General features: G+C 70.5%; 22 protein-coding genes. 14 read left to right on the forward strand and 8 right to left on the reverse strand.

From position 1 onward, the window contains the following. Together QSK32_RS36350 and pip are read left to right on the forward strand one after the other, a co-directional pair. The coding region (locus QSK32_RS36350; RefSeq protein ID WP_285474487.1) for a ClpB D2-like domain containing protein at positions 1-542 on the forward strand (542 nt) is incomplete at its 5' end. Between the two features lie 59 nt (positions 543-601). After that, positions 602-1,564, forward strand: a complete 963-nt coding sequence (pip, locus tag QSK32_RS36355) for a prolyl aminopeptidase (RefSeq protein WP_285474488.1) — start codon at positions 602-604, stop codon at positions 1,562-1,564. A 41-nt stretch (positions 1,565-1,605) separates the two neighbouring features. Here pip and QSK32_RS36360 read toward each other — a convergent pair whose 3' ends face one another. Next, a complete protein-coding gene (locus tag QSK32_RS36360) occupies positions 1,606-2,277 on the reverse strand; it encodes a DUF4097 family beta strand repeat-containing protein (RefSeq protein WP_285474489.1) in 672 nt (223 codons plus the stop codon). Positions 2,278-2,665: 388 nt separating this feature from the next. Here QSK32_RS36360 and QSK32_RS36365 point away from each other — a divergent pair, with 388 nt between their 5' ends. Together QSK32_RS36365 and QSK32_RS36370 are read left to right on the forward strand one after the other, a co-directional pair. Next, the gene (locus tag QSK32_RS36365) at positions 2,666-2,794 is read left to right on the forward strand and encodes a hypothetical protein (RefSeq protein ID WP_281179165.1); all 129 of its coding nucleotides are present in this window, start codon (positions 2,666-2,668) and stop codon (positions 2,792-2,794) included. A gap of 179 nt (positions 2,795-2,973) precedes the next feature. Then, positions 2,974-3,405 (forward strand): GNAT family N-acetyltransferase, encoded by a 432-nt coding sequence (locus QSK32_RS36370; RefSeq protein WP_285474490.1) that lies wholly within the window; start codon positions 2,974-2,976, stop codon positions 3,403-3,405. Between the two features lie 1,045 nt (positions 3,406-4,450). Here QSK32_RS36370 and QSK32_RS36375 read toward each other — a convergent pair. Further along, on the reverse strand, positions 4,451-5,311 hold the full coding sequence (locus tag QSK32_RS36375) for an FAD binding domain-containing protein (RefSeq protein WP_285474491.1): 861 nt from the start codon (positions 5,309-5,311) through the stop codon (positions 4,451-4,453). A 420-nt stretch (positions 5,312-5,731) separates the two neighbouring features. Between QSK32_RS36375 and QSK32_RS36380 the strand changes: the two genes are divergently transcribed. Then, complete coding sequence (locus tag QSK32_RS36380) at positions 5,732-6,397, forward strand: DUF6807 family protein (RefSeq protein WP_285474492.1); 666 nt, start codon at positions 5,732-5,734, stop codon at positions 6,395-6,397. A 37-nt stretch (positions 6,398-6,434) separates the two neighbouring features. Here QSK32_RS36380 and QSK32_RS36385 read toward each other — a convergent pair whose 3' ends face one another. Then, positions 6,435-7,199 carry a glycosyltransferase family 8 protein gene (locus QSK32_RS36385; RefSeq protein ID WP_045748295.1) on the reverse strand — a complete coding sequence of 255 codons (765 nt, stop codon included), beginning with the start codon at positions 7,197-7,199 and terminating at the stop codon, positions 6,435-6,437. 137 nt (positions 7,200-7,336) lie between these two features. On the opposite strand from QSK32_RS36385, the gene QSK32_RS36390 reads away from it, so the two are divergent. The 3 genes from QSK32_RS36390 (at position 7,337) to QSK32_RS36400 (ending at position 11,278) form a co-directional block, all read left to right on the forward strand. Then, the gene (locus tag QSK32_RS36390) at positions 7,337-8,911 is read left to right on the forward strand and encodes a DUF885 domain-containing protein (RefSeq protein WP_285474493.1); all 1,575 of its coding nucleotides are present in this window, start codon (positions 7,337-7,339) and stop codon (positions 8,909-8,911) included. 148 nt (positions 8,912-9,059) lie between these two features. Continuing rightward, a complete protein-coding gene (locus QSK32_RS36395; protein ID WP_045748297.1) occupies positions 9,060-10,631 on the forward strand; it encodes a pectate lyase family protein in 1,572 nt (523 codons plus the stop codon). Positions 10,632-10,825: 194 nt separating this feature from the next. After that, positions 10,826-11,278 carry an ester cyclase gene (locus QSK32_RS36400; RefSeq protein ID WP_285474494.1) on the forward strand — a complete coding sequence of 151 codons (453 nt, stop codon included), beginning with the start codon at positions 10,826-10,828 and terminating at the stop codon, positions 11,276-11,278. A gap of 348 nt (positions 11,279-11,626) precedes the next feature. Here the strand turns inward: QSK32_RS36400 and QSK32_RS36405 are convergent, their stop codons facing one another. Both QSK32_RS36405 and QSK32_RS36410 read right to left on the reverse strand, forming a co-directional pair. Continuing rightward, entirely contained in the window at positions 11,627-11,788 is a 162-nt protein-coding gene (locus tag QSK32_RS36405; RefSeq protein WP_285474495.1) for a hypothetical protein, read from the reverse strand. Between the two features lie 852 nt (positions 11,789-12,640). Next, the gene (locus QSK32_RS36410; protein ID WP_285474496.1) at positions 12,641-13,282 is read right to left on the reverse strand and encodes a nucleotidyltransferase domain-containing protein; all 642 of its coding nucleotides are present in this window, start codon (positions 13,280-13,282) and stop codon (positions 12,641-12,643) included. A gap of 54 nt (positions 13,283-13,336) precedes the next feature. Between QSK32_RS36410 and QSK32_RS36415 the strand changes: the two genes are divergently transcribed. Both QSK32_RS36415 and QSK32_RS36420 read left to right on the forward strand, forming a co-directional pair. Next, positions 13,337-14,581 (forward strand): erythromycin esterase family protein, encoded by a 1,245-nt coding sequence (locus QSK32_RS36415; RefSeq protein WP_285474497.1) that lies wholly within the window; start codon positions 13,337-13,339, stop codon positions 14,579-14,581. Position 14,582: 1 nt separating this feature from the next. Beyond that, positions 14,583-15,329, forward strand: a complete 747-nt coding sequence (locus QSK32_RS36420) for a class I SAM-dependent methyltransferase (protein WP_285474498.1) — start codon at positions 14,583-14,585, stop codon at positions 15,327-15,329. A gap of 7 nt (positions 15,330-15,336) precedes the next feature. Here QSK32_RS36420 and QSK32_RS36425 read toward each other — a convergent pair whose 3' ends face one another. Both QSK32_RS36425 and QSK32_RS36430 read right to left on the reverse strand, forming a co-directional pair. Further along, the gene (locus QSK32_RS36425) at positions 15,337-15,978 is read right to left on the reverse strand and encodes a DsbA family oxidoreductase (RefSeq protein ID WP_285474499.1); all 642 of its coding nucleotides are present in this window, start codon (positions 15,976-15,978) and stop codon (positions 15,337-15,339) included. After that, positions 15,975-16,103, reverse strand: a complete 129-nt coding sequence (locus QSK32_RS36430) for a hypothetical protein (protein WP_281179045.1) — start codon at positions 16,101-16,103, stop codon at positions 15,975-15,977. Before QSK32_RS36430 ends, QSK32_RS36425 begins: the two co-directional genes overlap by 4 nt. 96 nt (positions 16,104-16,199) lie before the next feature. Here QSK32_RS36430 and QSK32_RS36435 point away from each other — a divergent pair, with 96 nt between their 5' ends. Further along, a complete protein-coding gene (locus QSK32_RS36435; RefSeq protein WP_285474500.1) occupies positions 16,200-16,829 on the forward strand; it encodes a TetR/AcrR family transcriptional regulator in 630 nt (209 codons plus the stop codon). A 205-nt stretch (positions 16,830-17,034) separates the two neighbouring features. Next, positions 17,035-18,642 (forward strand): serine/threonine-protein kinase, encoded by a 1,608-nt coding sequence (locus QSK32_RS36440; RefSeq protein WP_285474501.1) that lies wholly within the window; start codon positions 17,035-17,037, stop codon positions 18,640-18,642. On the opposite strand, the gene QSK32_RS36445 is transcribed toward QSK32_RS36440, so the two are convergent. Beyond that, positions 18,630-19,640: a nitronate monooxygenase gene (locus tag QSK32_RS36445; protein ID WP_285474502.1), complete on the reverse strand. Its 1,011-nt coding sequence runs from the start codon at positions 19,638-19,640 to the stop codon at positions 18,630-18,632. The two genes, QSK32_RS36440 and QSK32_RS36445, sit on opposite strands and share 13 nt — an antisense overlap. Before the next feature lie 40 nt (positions 19,641-19,680). On the opposite strand from QSK32_RS36445, the gene QSK32_RS36450 reads away from it, so the two are divergent. Both QSK32_RS36450 and QSK32_RS36455 read left to right on the forward strand, forming a co-directional pair. Beyond that, positions 19,681-20,235, forward strand: a complete 555-nt coding sequence (locus QSK32_RS36450) for a hypothetical protein (protein ID WP_052720220.1) — start codon at positions 19,681-19,683, stop codon at positions 20,233-20,235. A gap of 52 nt (positions 20,236-20,287) precedes the next feature. Next, positions 20,288-20,671, forward strand: a complete 384-nt coding sequence (locus QSK32_RS36455) for an HPF/RaiA family ribosome-associated protein (RefSeq protein WP_045740943.1) — start codon at positions 20,288-20,290, stop codon at positions 20,669-20,671. Positions 20,672-20,694 lie beyond the last annotated feature (23 nt).

A 20,694-nucleotide genomic window follows, 5' to 3' on the forward strand; every position in this document is an offset into this window, starting at 1 on the left:
CGGTCATCATCCTGACGACCAACCTCGGTACCCGTGACGTGGCCAAGGCCGTGTCGCTGGGCTTCCAGGCCTCCGAGGCCGAGGAGTCGTCGTACGAGCGGATGAAGATCAAGGTCAACGACGAGCTCAAGCAGCACTTCCGCCCGGAGTTCCTCAACCGCATCGACGACACGATCGTCTTCCACCAGCTGCGGCAGAGCGAGATCCTGCAGATCGTCGACATCTTCACCGCGCGGATCGAGGGCCAGCTCAAGAACAAGGACATGGGCCTCGAGCTGACCGACACCGCCAAGAAATACCTCGCGGCCAAGGGCTTCGACCCGGTCCTCGGCGCCCGCCCGCTGCGCCGGACCATCCAGCGCGAGCTGGAGGACACCCTGTCCGAGCAGATCCTCTTCAACGAACTGCGCCCCGGCCAGATCATCGTGGTCGACTGCGAAGGCGACCCGGAGAAGGTCGAGAAGGCCAAACTGGTCTTCCGTTCGGCGGATCGCGCCGTGACGGTCCCGGACACCGTGCCGGCCGACCTCACCGAGGAATAGCCGCTTCCGGACGGAGTGGCCGGGTCACCCGGCCACTCCCCCGGGTGCGACACTGAGCAGTGACTGAGATCTATCCTCCGATCGAACCGTACGCCGCGGGCATGCTCGACGTCGGCGACGGCAACGCCGTCCACTGGACGGCCTCCGGCAACCCGGACGGCAAGCCCGCCCTGGTGGTGCACGGTGGGCCCGGTTCCGGCAGCAGCCCCGGCGCCCGCCGCCTCCTCGACCCGGCCCGCTACCGGATCGTCCAGTTCGACCAACGCGGATGCGGCCGGAGCACCCCGCACGCCGCGGACCCGGCGACCGACATGCGCCACAACACCACCCGGCATCTGATCGCCGACATGGAACAGCTGCGCGACCACCTGGGCATCGACCGCTGGCTGCTGCACGGCGGCTCCTGGGGTTCCACGCTGATCCTCGCGTACGCGCAGCAGCACCCCGAGCGTGTCTCCGAGATCGTCATCGCGGCCGTCACGATGACCCGCCGCTCCGAGATCGACTGGTTGTACCGGGGAGTCGGCCGCTTCTTCCCCGAACAGTGGGAACGTTTCCTGGCCGCGGCACCCGGCACACCCCGCGACGGCGACATCGTCGGTGCCTACGCCCGGCTTTCCGAAGACCCCGATGCGAGGGTACGGGAGAAGGCCACCGCCGACTGGTGCGCCTGGGAGGACGCCGTCCTGTCCGGGGAGACCGGGGGCGCGTCGAACCCGTACAGCGACCGGCCGTCCGCCGCCCGGCAGGCCTTCGTCCGGATCTGCGCACGCTACTTCGCGCACGGCGCCTGGCTGGACGAGGGCGCCCTGCTCCGGGATGCCGGCCGGCTGACCGGCATCCCGGGTGTCCTCGTCCACGGGCGCCTCGACATGGGCGGTCCGCTCATCACGGCCTGGGAGTTGCACCGGGCCTGGCCCGGTTCGGAACTGATCGTGGTGGAGAGCGCCGGCCACCTGGGCAGCCCCACGACCCGCGATCATGTGCTGCGCGCCCTGGACCGTTTCGCCGCGCTCCCTTGATGCCGCCGCGCTCCGGCCGCCGGCGGCGATGGTGCCTCGTGTCACCGGGTGCGGGCCGTGATGTCCCCGTGGGCGGTGGTGGCGCGGATGGTCAGTGCGGCGGACGCGCCGACGGTGTTGCGCAGGCCGTTGTGGACCCGCCCGTAGGCGGTGCCCGCGTCCAGCGTGGCCGACGTCTCCGGGGCGGTGCCGACGGTGATGTCGCCCTGCTGGGTGCTCAGCGTCACCGCGCCGGTGACCGCCTCGTCGATGCGCAGGTGGCCCTTCTGGGTGCTGATCTCGGCGGGCCCGCCGAGCCGGCCGACGGTGATGTCACCGGCCTGCAGGGTGAGCCGGGCGGCCGCGGTCTCGTCAAACTTGACCGTGCCCTGGGCGACGTCGACGGTCACGTCGCCCAGGCGCCCGACGCCGCGCACGTCCGCGGCAGCCGTCGTGGCCTCGACACGGGAGCCGGCCGGCAGCTGGACGGTCACCTCGACGGAACCGGACGAGCCGAGGAACCGGTTGGCCGGCTCGGCGGCGGCGACCCGCAGCACGCCCTCGTGGAAGGTGACCTGGATCCGCTCGGCGGCCCGAACGTCCCGGCTCTTGCCGGCGTCGGCAGGCCGGACGTCCACGACGGTGTCGGCCCGCTCCGCGGCGATGATCTGAACCCGGCCGGCCGGGATGCCGAAAACGGCGGCGACCGGGGCGGGGGTGGCGAACGTCTGCATTGTCGTCTCCTTCGATCAGTTCTTGTCGGCAGTTCTTGTCGGCAGTTCTTGCCGGCAGTTCTTTCTGACAGAGGAAACGCTACGTTGCCTTCTCCCATATCGAAACGAACATCTTCCACGGAGTTGCCGTTTCAGCAGCTCAGAGCAGTGCAATCGTTGCAACGGTCCTATTCTCAACGCAACGATCCCCATCGGATCGTTGCAATGGATGAGAATCGAACGCTACGGCGGCCGCCCCGCTCGAGATTCACCCGGCCACCGCGCGCTCCACCGTTTCGCGACGGCAGATCAAGGACAGAAGACCCCGATCATCGGGTACGGGAGATAGCGTTCGCCCAACGAACGGGGGTTCGCCATGAAATCCACTCTCCACCGTAGGGTCAGCACAGTGGTCACGGCCGGTGCGCTGGTGTTGGTCGCCGGGGGCGTCTCGGCGGCCACGGTGCACGCCAAACCACTCCGGGCCGAGGTCGCCACCACCGATCAGGTGCTGGCCAAGCCACTCCGGGCCGAGTGAAGCCGCTCGACACGGCGCCTTCCTCCCCGGACCGACGACAGCCTCTCGACGCGGAGCCTTCCTCGGGCCGGGTGACAGCCTCTCGACACGGGGCTTCCCTCCCGGCACCTCGACGTGGTGGTGACCGGGCCCGGCCATCGCCTCCGATCGGGGTGTGAAGGTCGGACTACGATCCGGTCATGACATCTCCCGCGGTGGCCGACGGTTACCGGCTCGTCGACGGGCCGCCGCCCGTCGACGACTACCTGGTGATCCGGGAACGGTCCGGCCTGAGCCCGCGGCGTCGCGACCAGGCCGAGGCTGCGGTCCGCGGGTCCTGGGCGGCGAAACACGTCGTCGAGGAGAGCAGCGGGACCCCGGTGGCGATGGGGCGTGTCCTGGGCGACGGCGGGTGGTACTTCCACATCGTCGACATGGCCACCCTCCCCGAACACCAGCGCCGGGGCCTCGGTGCGGCGGTGATGGCCGCACTGCTCGCCGACATCCGCAGCAGCGCACCTCCGGGCGCCTACGTCAACCTGCTCGCGGACCCGCCGGGCCGAGCGTTGTACCTGGCCCACGGCTTCACCGACACCGCCCCCTACTCGATCGGCATGGCAAGACTCGTCTGAGTGGCGCTTCTCGACCCTGTCACCCGAAGGCGTCTCGCAGCGTCACCCGGAGGCGTCTCGCAGCGTCATCCGGAGGTGTCTCGCAGCGTCATCCGGAGACGTCTCGCAGCGTCATCCGGAGACGTCTCGCAGCGTCATCCGGAGGTGTCTCTCGGATCACCCGGAGACGTCTCTCAGCGCGACTCCTCGGCGGCGCCTCTCAACGCTGGTGCCAGGAGGTTGACGATCGTCAGGGCGGACTACTCGCAGCCGACTGGATCCCCGCATTGCAAGGAAGCCGGGCAGGCAGCACGGAAGCCGAACGCGGCAGAGGGAGCCGGACCGACAGCGAGGGTAACCGGGCGCAGCAGAGGGAGCTGGACAGACGGCGAGGGGACCGGACACAGCAGAGGAAGCCGAACCACGGCAAGGAGTCAGACGGACCGGCCCTGCGGCGCATGGTCCGGCGGAACCCAGCTGTCCGCACGCGGAGTCGACCGGGCTCGACGGTCGGAGCGTGGAGCCGACGCGGCCCAGCCTGGATCAGGCCGGCTCGGTGGCGAGAGACCTTCGCCGGGCGGGACCGACACCGCCCGCGCTTTGTCAGGAGAAACCACAGCGACCCGGTCCTCGGCGGGCCGACCAGCTCCGACGTGACCACCGCCGGACGGAACCGAACGCTCACAGCTCCCGGCAGACGGATCCAGTCGGACATGACCGTCGACGGGTGAAGCCGGACGGGCCGACCCGGGTGAGCCCGGTGCCGGGTCGGCCGCGGGCGGAGCAGCTGCCGGGTCGGCCGACCCGGGTGAGACCGCTGCCGGACCGGCCGACCCGGGCGGGGCCGCGGGCAGACGGCCTGACGGGGCTGTGTGGACCTGAGCTCCGTCGCACTGCACCGTCAGCACGGTGCAGGCGTGCGCCGACTCGCCGTCGATCAGGACCGTGCAGTCGCCGCAGGCGCCGTCGGTGCACGCGGGCTCGCCTCGAACCACCGTGACCAGGGGCGTCGTGAGGCTGACGTCGACGGCGACCGGGATCCGGTCAAGGGTCAGGTGCACCCGCATCACGCCTCCTCCCGCGCCTGGGTGAGCGCCCGCCGGGTCATGGCGCGCAGCAGCAGGCGCAGGTGGGGCCGGTCGGCCGCCGGCAGGTGCAGGAACGTCGCGTCCTCCTCGGCGGCCCGTTCCGCGGCCGTCGTGATCGCCCGGTCGCGGAACGGGCCGCCGATCAGCGCACGTTCGGCGGCCCGTGCGCGGACCGGGCAGGGGCCGGCGTTCACCAGGCCGATCGCCGCGTTCACCACCACGCCGTCGGCGACGGTGACCGCCGCCATCGCCGCGGTTTCGGCGTAGACGGCCCGGGGGCCACGCACCTCGGCGTAGCCGGTGCCGGTCCGGGGTGGCAACGCGTCGAGGTGCAGGCCGGCCAGCAGTTCGTCGGGTCGCCGGACGGTGCTGAACGGGCCGGTGAAGAAGTCGCCGGCCGCCACCGGGCGGATCCCGTCCGGTCCGGCGAGTTCGAGCCGGGCGCCGAGCATCGCCGCCAGCACGGTCCACTCGGCGGCCGGATGCGCATAGGCCAGACTGCCCAGCATCGTGCCCCGCGCCCGGATCGGCGGATGCCCGATGTGCCGGACGATCCGGCGCAGCAGTACACCCAGCCGCCCACCGACCGCCTCCGTCTCGAACGTCCGGTGCCGCACGAGTGGCCCGATCCGCCAGCCGGTGCCGGTCTCGGCGAGCGAGTCGAACGCCGCCACCCGGTTGATGTCGACCAGCCTCGCCGGCTGGTTGGCGCGGCGGGCCAGGTCGAGGACCAGGCTCTGCCCTCCGGCGAGGACGGCCGTGTCGCCGTCGGCCAGGGCGGCGATCGCCTCGTCCGGCTCCTTCACCACGATGTAGTCCTGGACGGTTCGTCCGGCCACGGTCTCCTCCATCCCGACAGGTGTGCGTGGAGGTCTGCCCGGCTCCGGCGAAAAGATGCTCACTCGAACAGGTGATTATTTCGCCGTTCCCCGGTGCCGCGGCGCCGCTCTGCCGGACGTCGGCGTCACCGGTTGCGCCCTCCGGCCGCCACCGGACCCACGTCGACCGTAAACCCGTCCCCAGGGGCCGGGTGAAGCCCGCTTCCGCTCGTACCCCGGATGTTTGGTCTTGTCGGGTGTGCGGCGGGGCCCGGAACCGCTTCCGCGTTATGGAGCCGTTACCCACACGTATTTGACGGGGCCGATGCGTCGGCGTTGACTCTGAGCAAACGTGATGGTTCCCGTCTGAATGTGTTCGGTTCGGCCCGGCAGCGAGGGATCGCGCGGGCCGGACCCCTGCGTGAGGAGACCGACCAGATCATGCGAAGCGACACCCTGACCTGGCCGGCCGTGTACGCCGCCACCGACGACCTTCGGGTGCATCACGAGTTCGGCCGCTCCGTGACCGTCCTGTCCGGATCGTCGCCGCTGTTCACCTACACCTACACGTCGGAGCCGGCCCTGCATCCGGTCCGCTCGCTGTCCGGCGACATGATCACGCCGTACGGGGTGCGCTGGACTCCCCCGGCCATCCGCCGGCACCCGAGGCTCCGGCCGTCGACCGGGCGGCGTGCCCTCACCGAACTGTCCACCGGCGGCCGCACGGTGACCGCCGCGCACCGGCTGGACTGGGGCGATCCGGACGGCCGGCCGGTGCTCGACGAGTGGCGGGCGCTGACCGCGCGGCTGGCGGACGACGACCGGTGGATCCTGCTGTTCGAGAGCACGCTGACCAATGTGTCCGGCCGTTCGTACAGTTTCGACGCCGCCACGAGTGGCCCGCGCCGCCGCCGAGCAGACGCCGGCGTCGAAGCCGGAGACTGGGACGGGCCAGGTCTGGTACGCGTCGGAGACGACGTCAACCCGTCGACCGAGATCACCGTCGCCGACGGCCGCACGGTCGCGTTCCGGCACGCGCTGGTCATCGGCCCCGGCACGCCGGACCTCCTGGCCGCCCTGGGCCGGACCGCCCTCGACGAGATCTGAGACGAGGTTCCGGCCCACTCCGCGAACGGAATCGGGGTCAGCTGACCGCCGCCATGGTCGTTTCCGGACGCCAGCCGTGCCACGGCGTCCGGTCCACCGCCGCGGCGAACTCGGCCGTCCAGCGCGGATCGCAGTACCGGGAACCCGGCCGCCCATTACCCGCGAAGTGGAGCACGGCCGCCAACCGGTACGGGCGGAACGTGAAGTAGTTCCACTCGTCGTCGATCCGCCGCCATCGCTGCTGGAAGACCACGTTCAGCCCGTACTGCTCGTGCGTCGACCAGCGACCGGAGGCGATCAGATCCGCGGCGGCCATCGAGCAGTGCTGCACCGCCGACCGACCGGCGTCCACCGCCCGCCACGCCTCCAGGTCGATCAGCATGACACCCGCGTCGAAGGTGCCGTCCGCACCCAGCGGGTCGTTGACCGCACCGACCGGGGCGCCCCGCAGGTCGAGGTCCCAGAGCCGGCCGAGATCCGCGCGTACCAGAGTGTCCGCATCTAAATAGATCACCCGGCGGTCGGTCAGCACCGACGGCAGCAGGCACCGGAAGTAGTGCGGCCGGGCCACCAGGTCGTCCGGGTCGCGCCGCGTCACGTCCTGCCACCGCAGTTCGACCGGTCCGGCCGCCACGGCGACCTGGTCCCGATCCGTCTCGGACACTCCGGTGTGCAGCACGGTCAGCGTCACGGGCCGCCCGGAGCGCTGGGAGCGTCCGAGGCTCTCCACCAGCACCGCCAGGAAGGGCAGATGTCCGCGGTCGACAGCGGTCACGAGCCGAACGTCCCGCTTCTTGAACATATGAGAAATATATCCGCCGAAATTCGCTTAAGCGCTCAAACACCAGATCACGGACCGCCGCCGGGCTGCGCGGTCTCCCCGTACCGGACCTCTGCCGTGTCCGCCGCGGGGCGGACGAGCCACCTACACTCCTGCGGGTGATTGAAGACCTCACCGACCGTTTCCTTCGTGACATGGCTCGCCTCGACCCGTGCACGGCCGTGGTCGAGGCCGGCGAGCAGGAGGTCGACGGGCTCACCGACTACAGCCCGGACGGCCATCAGGCCCGCGCCGACCTCGCCGCCCGCACACTGCGTGACCTGGCGGAACTCCCCACGACCGGCCCGCTGCACGCGCATCTCACCGAGCGGCTGCGCACCCGTGTCGCCTTCCACGAGGCCGGCGAGGATCTGCGGGAGTTGCACGCCGCCGCCACCGGGCCGTTCGCGCTCATCCGTCAGGCCGTCGAGGCGGCGGTGCCCGGCCGCGACACCGGGGGCGCGGCCTTCGAGGACGGCTGGGCCCGGGTCCGCGCGCGCCAGGCCGCGATTCCTTCGGCCCTTGCGGGGTACGCGCAGAGTCTGCTGCTCGCCGCCGACCGCGGTAACCTCCCGACCCGACGCCAGGTCGAGCTGGTGACGCAACGCTGCCGCACCTGGGCCGGCGACGACATCGCGCTGGTCCGACGGTACGGCGACGGCCCACAGCGGGCGTCGCTCGAGGCGGCCGCCGCGGACGCCGCTCACGCGTACCAGAAGATGAGCGGGATCCTGACCGCTGACCTGGCACCGCGGGCGCGCAGCGCGGAGGCTTTCGGGGCGCACCGGTACGGGCTCTGGGTGCGGACGTTCCTCGGCGCCGAACCGGATCTGGACGAGCTGTACGACTGGGGCTGGGACGAGTTCACCGCGATCGAGGCGGAGCTGATCGCCGAGGCGAAGGCGCTGGGCGGGACCGTGCCGGAGGTGCTGGACCGGCTGGACGCCCCGGACGCTCCGGGCACCGTGCACGGCCGGGAGGCGTTCGGCGGATGGCTGCAGGAGCTGCTGGAGTCCACGATCGAGCGGCTGGACGGCACCCATTTCGACATTCCGGCGCCGCTGCGGCAGCTCGAGTCGCGGGTGACCACCACGGGCGGCATCGCCTACACCGGGCCGTCGCGTGATCTGACCAGACCCGGCCGGGTCTGGTGGAACCTTCCCGAGGGGCAGACGAGTTTCCCCACCTGGATCGCCTACAGCACGGTCTACCACGAGGGCGTTCCCGGACATCACCTGCAGATCGGCGCCGAGGTGTGCCGAGGCGGGATCGGTCAGCGGCTGAACCTGCTCGGCGGGTTGGCGGGCTGCCAGGAGGGCTGGGCGCTGTACGCCGAACGACTGATGGACGAGCTCGGCCTCCTCGACCAGCCGGGGGCCCGCCTGGGTTATCTGTTCATGCAGTTGCTGCGGGCTGCCCGGGTCGTCCTGGACATCGGCCTGCACCGGGGACAGTGGTCGCCCGACGACGCGCTGCGGCTGCTGCGGGACCGCTGCCACCAGGGCGAATATGCGTCTTCGGAGCTGGCGCGTTACCTGGGCCGGCCGGCGCAGGCATTGACCTACAAGGTCGGTGAGCGGGTGTGGCTGGCCGGCCGGTCCGCGTTCCCCGGTGATCGGCGGGCGTTCCACCGGCGGGCGCTGGAGGTGGGCTCGCTGGGTCTGGAACAGTTGGCGAGTTCATTGTCTTCATAAGTTCCGGCTTTCTTGTTACATCCACGAACGTCACTCTAACCTGATCCGAGGAAAGCGCTTTCCCGCAGCATCCTTCTGTCGACGCCAGGTCACGACTGCCACCGGATCGGTGCCGGCGGATGCCACGACAAGGACAGGTGAGGCGAACATGAAACGATCGGTCGCACTGCGACTGTCAGCAGGCATCGGCGCGGCCGCCGCAGCGGCCGCCATCACGATCGCCGCGGCCACCCCCCAGCCCGCGCTGGCCGTCGGCACCGCCACCGGCTACGCGTCGGCGAACGGCGGCACCACCGGCGGCGCGGGCGGCACCACCGTCCGGGCCACCACCGGCACCCAGATCCACCAGGCACTGTGCACCCGGGCCAGCAGCAGCACCCCGATCACCATCGAGGTGCAGGGCACGATCAACCACGGCAACACCACCAAGGTCTCCGGCGACAGCTGCAACACCGCCGCCGACAAGATCGAGCTCAAGGAGATCAGCAACGTCACCATCATCGGGGTGGGCACCGGCGCGATCTTCGACCAGCTGGGCATCCACGTCCGCGACTCCAGCAACATCATCATCCAGAACGTGACCGTGCGGAACGTGAAGAAGTCCGGCTCACCGATCTCCAACGGCGGCGACGCGATCGGCATGGAGAGCACGGTCCGCAACGTCTGGGTCGACCACGTGACCCTGGAGGCGTCCGGCGGCGAGGACGAGGGATACGACGGCCTGTTCGACGTCAAGGACAACGTCCAGTACGTCACGCTCTCCTACGCGATCCTGCGCAACTCCGGCCGCGGCGGCCTGATCGGCTCCAGCGAGACCGACACCGCCAACGGCTACATCACGTTCCACCACAACAAATACGAGAACATCGACTCGCGTACGCCGTTGCTGCGCGGCGGCATCGCGCACATCTACAACAACCACTACGTGAGCCTGAACGAGTCGGGCATCAACTCCCGGGCCGGCGGCCGCGCCAAAGTCGACAACAACTACTTCCAGAACTCGAAGGACGTGCTCGGCACGTTCTACACCAGCGAAGCCGGATACTGGCAGGTCAGCGGCAACATCTTCGACAACGTGACCTGGTCGTCGCCGGGCAGCGAGAACAACCCGGCCGGCCCGAACCCGGTGTCGAACACGACGGTCAGCATCCCGTACGCGTACACCCTGGACAACGCCTCCTGCGTCCCGACGGTCGTCGCCCAGACGGCCGGGGCGAACACCGGCCTGAAGACGTCGACGGGCACCTGCGCGACCACCACCTCGTCGCCGTCGACCTCCCCGACCGGGTCCGCCTCCCCCACCGGCTCGGCCTCCCCCACCGGTTCCGCCTCGCCGACACCGACCGCCACCAGCGGTACGAACCTGAGCATCGGTGCCGGATCGGACGGCTCGTCCAAGGCGAGCGGCACCAGCTACGGTGACGTCCGCGACGGCAGCCTGACCACATACTGGTCACCCACCGCGGCGACCGGACAGATCTCCATCAAGTGGTCCACGGCCACCCGCATCTCCCGCGTGGTGATCCGTGAACCGTCCGGCACCAGCGGCACGATCGGCTCCTGGCGCCTGCTGAACACCGACACGGGCGCGGTCCTGGCCACCGGTTCGGGCGCGGGCACGATCAGCTTCACCGCCGCGTCCCTGACCAAGGTCACGTTCGACATCACCAGCTCGTCGTCGACGCCGCGGGTGGCCGAGTTCGAGACCTACGCCTCCTGAGCAACCTTCACCCCTGATACGGCCGTGCGCGATGGCTACCGATTCCCAGCCGTCGCGCACGGCGCCCCTCAGGTTCTTGACCATACGGTCAAGAACCTGCTAGTTTTGCTGGGCACGCCGCGCTGCGGAAATGGCGTGAGAATCGACTTTCGTCATCCCTTCCTTCAGCATGCCCGGAATCGAGGAAACTAGCGATGAAAAGCAACGAAGAGATCGTTCGTGAAGCCTACCGACTGGCCGAGGGCGACATCCTCGACAGCAACGGTTTCCGCGCCCTTTTCACCGAGGACGGAACGTTCAACGACATTCCGAATGCGATTACCTTCCGCGGTGACCAGATCCCGCAGGCGCTGACAGGATTGGCCGCCGTCTTCCCCGACATCCACCGCGAGCTGCTCGGGGTGCACGCGATCGGCGACGTGGTCGTGGTCGAGCTCCGCATCCAGGGAACACACCGCGGCGGGTTCCCGACCCCGGTCGGCGAGATCCCGCCGACCGGCAACCGGATCGACGTGCCGACCGCCGACTTCTGGTTCCTCCGCGAGGGAAGAATCGAGAGGTTCGACTGCTACAACTCGGCGAACGTGTTGCTCGCCCAGATCGGCGTCACTCCCGACTTCACTGCCGCCATCAAAGCCGCCGCATAGTCATAGATCGCTTCGGGGCTGTCGCATATTCAGCGCATTCCTTCGTATTCGGATATGAGCCGCACAGGCATATCCCACCTCGCCGCAAAAAGCACCCGAGCCCGTGACCGTCAAAGGCTGATTTCTGGCTCAGCTCCGACTCAGCTCCGACTCGGCCCCGGCTCAGCCCCGACTCAGCCCCGGCTCGCCTCACGAGACGCGCCGAGTCTGGGGAAGGACAACGTGGCGCCCCTGCCGACGGTCGACCACCCGGCCTGCCGAAGCCGCAGAGTCCACCCGTGAGCTGTCGACGGCCAAGACTCCGTCCTGACCGTCAGTTCCCGACCAGCTCAGCCGTCATCCACGGTCCTACCGGGCGGCGGGCGGCGGGCAGCGGGCAGCGGGCAGCGGGCAGCGGGCAGCGGGCAGCGGGCAGCGGGCAGCGGGCAGCGGGCAGCGGGCAGCGGGCAGCGGGCAGCGGGCAGCGGGCAGCGGGCAGCGGGCAGCGGGCAGCGGGATGACCATAGACAACGGCTCTGACCTGCCAGCCGTCCCCCACGGTTGCTTTCCGCTCATCAACCGACCGTCAACGACGGCTCCGGGCTACCCAGCCGTAGCCCATGGTCGGTTGCGGGTCTCAGATGGACCGTGGCCGACGGCTCAGCCGGCTGAGCCGTCGGCCACGGCTGCCCTGGATGCTCACCTCAGCCGCCAACGACGGCAGGGGCGAGTCGGCCGTCGTCTACGGCCCCTCGAGCAACCGTCACCCCCGTGACCCCCGACAAACTCGGCCCTCACCGACGACCCCGCCCAGCCCACGGCTGCCCAGCCCACGGCCACGGCCACCCAGCCCACGGCCGCCCAGCCGACGCCATACGACCGCTGGCGACGGCCGGGCAACCCGAACACCGGCGGCAATCCATCGACGACTCACGCCAGACGGCACTGCGGACAGCAATGGTCGTCGACTACAGCTCCCGACAACGATCGTCCAGCCCTGGACGACGGCTGAACACTCGAGGCCGAACAACGACGTACGGCAGGCAGGCGCGACCGACCGGCCGTTGATCATGGCTAGGCGGGAGGGACGCGACGCGCGACTGACCTTCAAGCCCAGCTCAACGCGAAGTACAGGGTGCGACCGCCTTCAACCACTGCTCGACCACCCCCAGCTCGACGTGACCTGCGACGTGTGGCCGGCCCTTGACTGTCGCTCGACGCGAGGCGCGACATGCGGCGGTGGCGTGTGGCCGACCATCGACCGCGGCTCGGCGGGAAACGCCGCGCGAGGTGCGGCTCGGCGGGAAACGCCGTGCCAGGTGCGGTTCGGCGGGAAACGCCGTGCGAGGTCGGCTCGGGCACCGGGGCCGCGAAGGACCGCCGCTACAGGTCGGACAGCCAGCGATGGCCCGGGTGCACCCGGGCCAACAGCTCGGACAGCGTGGCACGCTGCGCCGGGGACAGGCGCGGAACGGCCGCGGTGAAGTCGGCCTGGTCCTTGCGGCGCGCGTGTTTCGCCTTGAACAGCAGGACCAGTTCCGGGGCCAGGTAGGGGATGCCGTCAGCCGTGTGGTGGATGATGTCGCGGTACGGGAACCGGACCGTCTCGTCGCGACGGCAGATCCACGTGTCGCCGTCGTGGGGTTCGCGGAACACGTCCAGCAGATAGTCCCCGGTCGCGGGGTCGCGCAGCCACGTCTGGTGGGTGCCCGCGATCTCGCCCTCCGTGGCATTCTCCCAGATCCGGCCGTTGCCCACCGCGTCGAACACGTACCCGGGCAGCCGGCCACGAACGTCGGCGAACCGCGCGGCCGGAACGGCGATCTCGACGTCCCCATGATCGCGTGTCTGCCTGCCGTGGAACAGGTCGAGTGCCCAGCCCGCCGCCACGTACCACGGTGTCGTCGTGCCGGTCAGGTGCCGGGCCACCTCAGCCGGGGTCCAGCAGGACGACCACCGGGCGTCGAGGGCGTCGATCTCCGCCGGCGACAGCAGGACGCCGCGGGCGGGCAGCTGCGAACTCACCCCGGAAAGTTAACAAAGTCCATCTGCTTCCACTGTGGACGCTATCTTGGCGCGATGGACTTCGCTCGTTACGCCGCGGACAACGCGGTTCCGCTGGCCACGCTAGACCCGCACGCGCCGTTCGACGATCTCGAACCGTTCGCGGATCCGCTGGCGGGCGCCCGGGTCGTCGCGATCGGGGAGAACTCGCACCTGGTCAGCGAGTTCTACCGGCTGCGGCACCGGCTTCAGCGGTTCCTCACCGAGCGTCTCGGGTTCGGCGTCTACGCGCTGGAGTCCGGGTTCACCGAGGGTCTCGCCGTGGACGCCTGGGTGCGCGGCGAACGCCCGGTCGAGGAAGCGATCAACGAAACCGGCATCACGTACAATATGGGCAAAAATCGGGAATTTCGAGAGCATCTCGAATCGTTGCGCACGGCCACTCCCCCGACCCGATTCTTCGGTCTCGACGTGCCCGGCTCGACCACCTCGCCACTGTCCGCTCTCGAGAGCATCCACCGCTACCTGCAGAAAGCCGACCCGGACGCGATTGTCACCGTCGAACGGCTGATCACCGCGATCAGTGTCTTCGCCGGCGAGCATGCCCTGCCCGCCTACGCCGCCTACGGCGCGCTGACCCCGGACGACCGGAACCGGATCACCGCCGACTACGCGGAGCTCGCCACCCGCTTCGACGCGCTGGAGTCCGACTACCGGGAGGCCACCGGCGACGACGCCTACGCCACCACCCGTCACGAACTGCGTCTCGCCCTGCTGCTGGACCAGGCGATGCGCCAATACATCGCCGCGACCGAGGGCGTCCACCCGAAGCTCGCGCCCCGCGACCGGGGCATGGCCGAGACCGTGTTCTGGCTGCTGGACCAGCTCGGACCGGACACGAAGATCATCGTCGCGGCGCACAACAGTCACATCCAGCGGACGCCGCTGCAGACCCCCGCCTTCGCGCTCTCCGCGGCCGGGCGTCATCTTTCCACCAGACTTCATGACGGGTACGTGGCAATCGCCGTCACCTGCACCTCCGGCACGACGGTCGCGCACCGGCCGGACGCGGACGCCCCCGGCGGCGTGGCGATCACCGGCGCCGAGTTGGCCGCGCCGGAACCGGGCAGCGTCGAGGAGCCCCTGGCCGGGCGGCTGTGCGCTCTCGACCTGCGTCCCGCGCGCACGGCCGGACTCACCGGCGCCCCGGACCGGATCCGGGTCCTCGACCGCTACCAGCCGACCCCGGTCGTCGACGCGTACGACCTGGTCGTCAACATCCCGTCGATCCACCCGACCGCCCAGGTCACCAACTCCTGAGATGGAACGGCTCTCGTTCGGGGCGGCGGCCGCCGACTACGCCGCACACCGGCCGGATTACGCACGGGACGCGGTGCGCTGGGCCGTGAACCCGGCGCCCGGCACCCGGGTGCTCGATCTGGGCGCCGGAACCGGCAAACTCACCGCCGTCCTGGCCGCGACGGGCGCCACCGTGACCGCGGTCGAGCCGGACCCGGCGATGCGGGCCGAACTGACCCGGGCACTCCCCCGGGTGACGGCGCTCGCGGGCAGCGCCGAGTCGATCCCGCTGGCGGACGGCGCGGCCGACGCCGTACTGGCCGGCAATGCCCTGCACTGGTTCGACATGACCGTCGCCGGACCGGAGATCGCCCGGGTCCTCGCACCCGGCGGCGTGCTGGCCGGACTCTGGAACGTCGTCGACGACCGCGTCGCCTGGGTGGCCGGCCTGGCGCGGGTCGCCGGTCCGGACGTGATCGGGCCACGGGACACGCCGGCCGCTTGGCGGGACGCTACTTCAGGCGTACCCGGGGAAGGATCGTGGTTCGGTGACGTCGAACGGGCGATGTTCGGGCACGGGCAGCGCCGCACGGCTGACGCCCTGGTGGCGACACTGGCCACCAGGGCGGGAGTCTTGACCATGCCGGAGGTGCGGCGGCGGATGGTGCTCGACGGGATCCGCGGCTATCTGGCGTCGCGGCCGGAGACCGCGAACGGCGAGTTCACCCTGCCGATGCTGACCTGCGTGATCCGGGTCCGCCGCCGCTGACGACGGCTCAGGCCTCGGCGTGGGCCTTGCGCAGCGCTGCCAGGAAGTGCTCGGCGGACTGGGCGCCGGAGACGCCGATCCGGTCGTTGAGGACGAAGAACGGGACGCCACTGATGCCCAGCTGGCGGGCCTTGCGGATGTCCGCGTCGACCTCGGCGCCGTACTTCTGGCTGTTCACCACGTCGGTGGCCTCGGCGGCGGGCACGCCCACCTCGGTCGCCAGCCGGACCAGGGTGTCCGGGTCGTCGACGACGGCGGCGTCGGACAGGTGCGCCTTGAGCAGCGCCTCGTGCATGGCGTCACCGAGGCCGTGCTGGCCGGCCAGGTGGGCCACCCGGTGCGCGTCGCGGGTGTTCACCGAGCTGGCGTTGCCCAGGTCGTAGCTCAGGCCCTCGGCCTCGGCGAGCTGGGTGACCTGGTGCTGCATGGCGCGGACCTGGGACGGCGGGGCGCCGATCTTCTTGCCGAGCATCTCGCTGACCGGCTCACGCTGTCCCTGCGGGATGGTCGGGTCGAGCTGGAAGCTGTGCCAGGTGATGCTGACGTCGTCCTTGTGCTCGAAGCGCTCCAGCCCGGACTCCAGGCGGCGCTTGCCGATGTAGCACCAGGGGCAGACGACATCGGACCAGACGTCGATGCGGATGGTCACCAGCACACTCCGTTCTCACAGACCGGGGCGTCGTCGGCGCCCTCAAGGATGATCAGCTGCGGCAGCTCCTCCACCGGCGGTTCCTCCTCGAGGACCGGGGTGGTGGTCTCCGGGATCTCCGACATGGCCGCTCCTCGGCTTCGGGGTATTCTGACCCACAGGTCAAGTTACCCGGCAACAGTAGCAGGCATCTTGACCACGGGGTCAAGATAAGGGGGGTCATGCGCGCCGACGCACAGCGCAACGCCGACAAGCTGCGCACCGCCGCGACCGCACTGTGCCGGGAACGCGGCCTACAGGTCTCCCTCAAGGAGATCGCCCGGCACGCCGGCGTCAGCCACGGCACGCTCTACAACCTGTTCGGCACCCGCGAGGCCCTGATCGACGAGGTGATCGGCGACATCGCCGCCAAGCGTCTCGGTGACGCCGCCCGCCGCGCCCAGGCCTGCGACGACGCGTGGGAGGGTTTCGCCGGATACGTGACCGAGGTCTGCGAACTTCAGGCCACCGACCCGGCCCTGGGCGACGTGCTGACCCGCCGCTGCCCCCAGGCCGTCCGCCTGATGGCCGTCTGCGACAACACCGCGGCGGCCGCCGCGAGCATCATCGACCGGGCACGATCAGCGGGTACGCTGCGCGCCGACTTCACCACCGAAGACCTGATCTTCTTCCTGGCGTCGAACGCGGCGCTCGCCCGCGCGGCGGAGTCCACCGGCGCGCCCGGCTGGCGGCGCAGCGTCGCGTTCCTGCTGGACGGGCTGCGCACGGCGGCCGCCCACCCGCTCCCCACCGCCCCACTCAAACCAGCCCAGCTCCACCACATGCTGGTCGGCGAACCGGCCGCGAGCTGAGGAAATCTGCGCGCAGGTTTAGCGTTTGGTAGCAGGCGCTATCAAGGGGTGCGCAACCACCCATCTCCCCCCTTCTCCCCTCAGAAGCACCCCGGGACCGGATGACCTCTTCCGGGAGGGAGCCCAGAAGTTGATCATTTTGGGAGCGCTCCGAAGGGGGGTGGGGGTTAGCAAGATCCACAGGGCGCATCAGTAAAGTCATGCCATGCCTAATCCCGGAGACATGATCGGCGGCCGTTACCGGATGGACGGCCGGATCGCCGCCGGCGGTATGGGTGAGGTCTGGCGCGCCACCGACACCGTGCTGAACCGCCCGGTCGCGGTGAAGACCCTGCTCGCCGGGTTCACCGGCGACCGCAGCCTGCTCACCCGCTTCGAGCACGAGGCGCAGACCATGGCCGCGCTGCGGCACCCCGGCGTCGTGCAGGTCTACGACTACGGGTCGAGCGGCAACCAGGCGTTCCTGGTGATGGCCCGGGTCGACGGCGACGCGCTCAACAACCGGCTGGCCGAGCGGGGCCGGCTGAGCGTCGCCGACACCATGTCGATCATCTCCAAGGCGGCCCGCGCGCTGGGCGCCGCCCACGAGGCCGGGATCGTGCACCGCGACGTCAAGCCGGGCAACCTGATCATCGAGCCGAACGGCAACGTGGTCCTCGTCGACTTCGGCATCGCCCGGTCCGCCCAGTCGGTCGACCTGACCGGTGTCGCCGAGGTCATCGGCACCGCGCTCTACATGGCCCCGGAGCAGGTGGCCAAGGAGACGATCACGCCGGGCGTCGACATCTACGCGCTGGGCTGCGTGGCCTACCACTGTCTGGCCGGGCGCCCGCCGTTCACCGGCGAGACCCCGGTGGCGATCGCCATGCAGCACCTGCAGGACCACCCCGCGCCGCTGCCGCCGGACGTGCCGCCGGCCGTGCTCGCGGTGATCGCCACGGCGATGGCCAAGCAGCCGCAGGAGCGGTTCCCGACCGCCGAGGCGATGGCCGAGGCGGCCGAGGCCGCGGCGAACGGGCGTCCGCACCCGTCGACGCGGGCGTTCGGCGCTCCCGGGGCCGGATACCGCACCGGGACGCAGGGCTTCGGCGGGGCGACCCGGCCGCAGCAGCAACAGCCGTACGGTCCGGGGCCGGGCTACAACACCGGATCGCAGGGCTATCAGACCGGATCCCAGCAGCGCCCGGGCTACCAGACGGGCTCGCAGCAGCGACCCGGTTATCAGACCGGTTCCCAGCAGCAGCCCGGCTATCAGACCGGTTCCCAGCAGCGCCCGGGCAACGCCCCGTGGGCCGCGTCGGCGGCCGTGCCGCCCCGGCCCGCCGCCCAGGGCGGGGCCTACCAGACCGGTTCGCTGGCCGCGCCCGGATACGACGACGGCAACGACTACCGGCGTGGCGGCGCAGGGTCGGACACCGCGCAGCGCTGGCCGATGGTCCTCGCCGGGGTGGTCGTGGTCGGCCTGCTCGGCATCGGTGTGGCCGCCTTCGCCGGCGCGTTCGACGGCACGGCCGACCCGGTCGACACGCCGCCCGCCGTCGTCACCACCACGACCGACGACGAGCCGACGACCGAACCGCCGCGCCAGGACGACTCCGGGAACGACGAGGACGACTACACGCCGACCACCAAGCCGACCAAGAAGAGCCCGAAGCCGACGACCCCGCCGACCACGGAACCGACGACCGAGCCCCCCACCACGGAGCCGACGACCGAGCCCACCACCGAGCCGACCACCGAACCGACGGAGGGTGACGGGGGCGAGGACGGCGGGGACGGCGGCACCGGCCAGAACCAGAATCAGAACGGCTGACCGTCGCGCAGCGCACCGAGCAGATCCGCGAGCGGCGCCTCCCGGGCGGAAGCGAAACCCGTTCCCGCCCAGAGATGCGCCGTTCCGGTGTCGCCGGCCGCGGCGGCCGCGGCCCGCAGTCCCGCGGTCAGGTGGTGCACCGCGGGATAGGCGATCGGGGCGTCCGCGGAGTACTCGTCGATGAACCGGTTCCGCAGGCCGCGGGCCGGCTGACCGGTGAACGCCCGGGTCACCGCGGTCTCGGTGAACTCCCCCGAGGTCAGGGCGGTCCGGTGTACGGGCCGGGTGCCGGCCTCGTCCGCGAGCAGGAACGCCGTGCCGCACTGGACGGCGGCGGCACCCGCACGGCGGAGGGCGGACACCTCGGCGGCCGTGCTGACACCCCCGGCGACGACCACCGGGACGTCCGTCACCGCCCGCACCTCGGCGAGGACCTGCGCCGCCGTCGAGTCGCCCCGGTAGGACTCCGGGTGGGTGGTGGCGGAGTGGCCGCCGGCCGTGCCCGCCTGGGCGATCAGTCCGTCCGGCGCCACCCGCAGAGCCTCCACCGCCTCCCCCGCCGACGTGACGGTGATCAGCACCGTGGAGCCCGCCCGCTGCAGGGCGCCGACCACGGAGGACGGCGGCACCCCGAACGTGAAAGTGACCAGAGGCGGTGCGTAGGCGACCGCCACCTCCACCTTCCGGGTGAAACCGTCGTCGTCCTCTTTCGGCAGGGGTGGGAGGGGTAGCTCGTACCCGATGAATTCCTTCCGCAGACGGAGCCGGAAGCGCTCCAACGGCCCGGTGTCGCTCGGCGGTGGCGTCGGCACGAAGATGTTGAGCCCGAAGGGCGAACCGGCCACCGCCCGCAACTCGTCCTCGACCGCGCCCGGCGTCTTGTATCCGGCGGGGAGAAAGCCCAGCGCACCGGCGCTCGCCGCGGCGAGGACGAGTTCGGGAGTGGACGGGCCGCCCGCCATCGGGGCTACCACGACCGGGGGGATCTGCAAGCGCATGGAACGACACTATTTGCTTCGGCGCGCGATCCTTGAAGGCATGCGCAACCCGTTCCCTGTCCGGACCACCGGCCACCGCATGCCGCGTCCGCGCCTGTCCGCGCACCGCACCGCCGCGGACATGATCGCCTCCGCCGTCGCGCCGCTCGGGCCGGCCTGGCACGTGGTCGGCTGGCCGGATCCGCGACGCCCCGGCGAGGACGTCGAGTTCCTCGTGGTCGGACCGGTCGGCCTCTTCCTGGTGACCGTGGTCGATCACGGCACGGCGCGGGCCAGCGTGGCCGGTGACGTGGTGCAGATCGATCAGGAGCGCCCGCCGTACGTACCGCGGGTGCGTAAGGCCGCCCGTCTGGCGCAACTCACCCTCTCGGAGGCGGTCTCCCGATCGGTTCCGGTCACCGCGGTGCTGATGTTCGCCGGTTCCGGGCTGCTCAGCGTCTACAACCTTCCGGCTGACTGCCTGCTCAGCACGGAGCAGGAACTCCACCGTCTGCTGCGCGCCGGCGGCACCCGGATCGGACCGGAGACGGCCCGGAAACTGGCGCGGGTGGCAACTCATCTGGCATCTTCCGGATCTCGGGCGATTCGACCCTGACATCTCTGGGTAGGAGATCAGTTGTCCTGATTTGCCGGATCGAGGAGGTCTGATGAGTGCAGTCGCCAACCCCGCCACCGTGCAGGAGTGTCTGCGGGTCGGTACGGGTTTCTCGCAGGGTGACCGGAACTGGATCACCGAGCTGTTCGAACCGCTGGACACGCGGCTTGCCTCGTTCCATGCGGACGCCACGGAGCTCGAGATCTCGGTGAAGGATCGCAACGCCGCCGGGCAGAAGGTGACGCTGGAGTGCTGGATCAGCGGCCGGGACAAGGTGGTCACCACCTCGTCCGAGGACGACCTGCACGCGGCGATCATGGATGCCCGCGACGACCTGCGGCGACGACTCAACGACGCGAAGACCAAGCAGGAGCCGCGCCACAACCGTCACCTGCGTGAGGTCGCCCAGCCGGAGCCTTCCGAAGAACTTCTCTGATCGTGTACGCGGAAACGACCGCG

The organism is Actinoplanes sp. NBRC 101535 (genome assembly GCF_030269225.1).
Classification (GTDB): Bacteria; Actinomycetota; Actinomycetes; order Mycobacteriales; family Micromonosporaceae; genus Actinoplanes; species Actinoplanes rectilineatus.

Bases quoted from the DNA above. Each gene is read 5' to 3' on its own strand.
- QSK32_RS36360 (WP_285474489.1), bottom strand. From the start codon at position 2,277: ATGCAGACGTTCGCCACCCCCGCCCCGGTCGCCGCCGTTTTCGGCATC.
- QSK32_RS36370 (WP_285474490.1), top strand. From the start codon at position 2,974: ATGACATCTCCCGCGGTGGCCGACGGTTACCGGCTCGTCGACGGGCCG.
- QSK32_RS36380 (WP_285474492.1), top strand. From the start codon at position 5,732: ATGCGAAGCGACACCCTGACCTGGCCGGCCGTGTACGCCGCCACCGAC.
- QSK32_RS36385 (WP_045748295.1), bottom strand. From the start codon at position 7,199: ATGTTCAAGAAGCGGGACGTTCGGCTCGTGACCGCTGTCGACCGCGGA.
- QSK32_RS36395 (WP_045748297.1), top strand. From the start codon at position 9,060: ATGAAACGATCGGTCGCACTGCGACTGTCAGCAGGCATCGGCGCGGCC.
- QSK32_RS36400 (WP_285474494.1), top strand. From the start codon at position 10,826: ATGAAAAGCAACGAAGAGATCGTTCGTGAAGCCTACCGACTGGCCGAG.
- QSK32_RS36415 (WP_285474497.1), top strand. From the start codon at position 13,337: ATGGACTTCGCTCGTTACGCCGCGGACAACGCGGTTCCGCTGGCCACG.
- QSK32_RS36420 (WP_285474498.1), top strand. From the start codon at position 14,583: ATGGAACGGCTCTCGTTCGGGGCGGCGGCCGCCGACTACGCCGCACAC.
- QSK32_RS36430 (WP_281179045.1), bottom strand. From the start codon at position 16,103: ATGTCGGAGATCCCGGAGACCACCACCCCGGTCCTCGAGGAGGAACCG.
- QSK32_RS36435 (WP_285474500.1), top strand. From the start codon at position 16,200: ATGCGCGCCGACGCACAGCGCAACGCCGACAAGCTGCGCACCGCCGCG.
- QSK32_RS36440 (WP_285474501.1), top strand. From the start codon at position 17,035: ATGCCTAATCCCGGAGACATGATCGGCGGCCGTTACCGGATGGACGGC.
- QSK32_RS36445 (WP_285474502.1), bottom strand. From the start codon at position 19,640: ATGCGCTTGCAGATCCCCCCGGTCGTGGTAGCCCCGATGGCGGGCGGC.
- QSK32_RS36450 (WP_052720220.1), top strand. From the start codon at position 19,681: ATGCGCAACCCGTTCCCTGTCCGGACCACCGGCCACCGCATGCCGCGT.
- QSK32_RS36455 (WP_045740943.1), top strand. From the start codon at position 20,288: ATGAGTGCAGTCGCCAACCCCGCCACCGTGCAGGAGTGTCTGCGGGTC.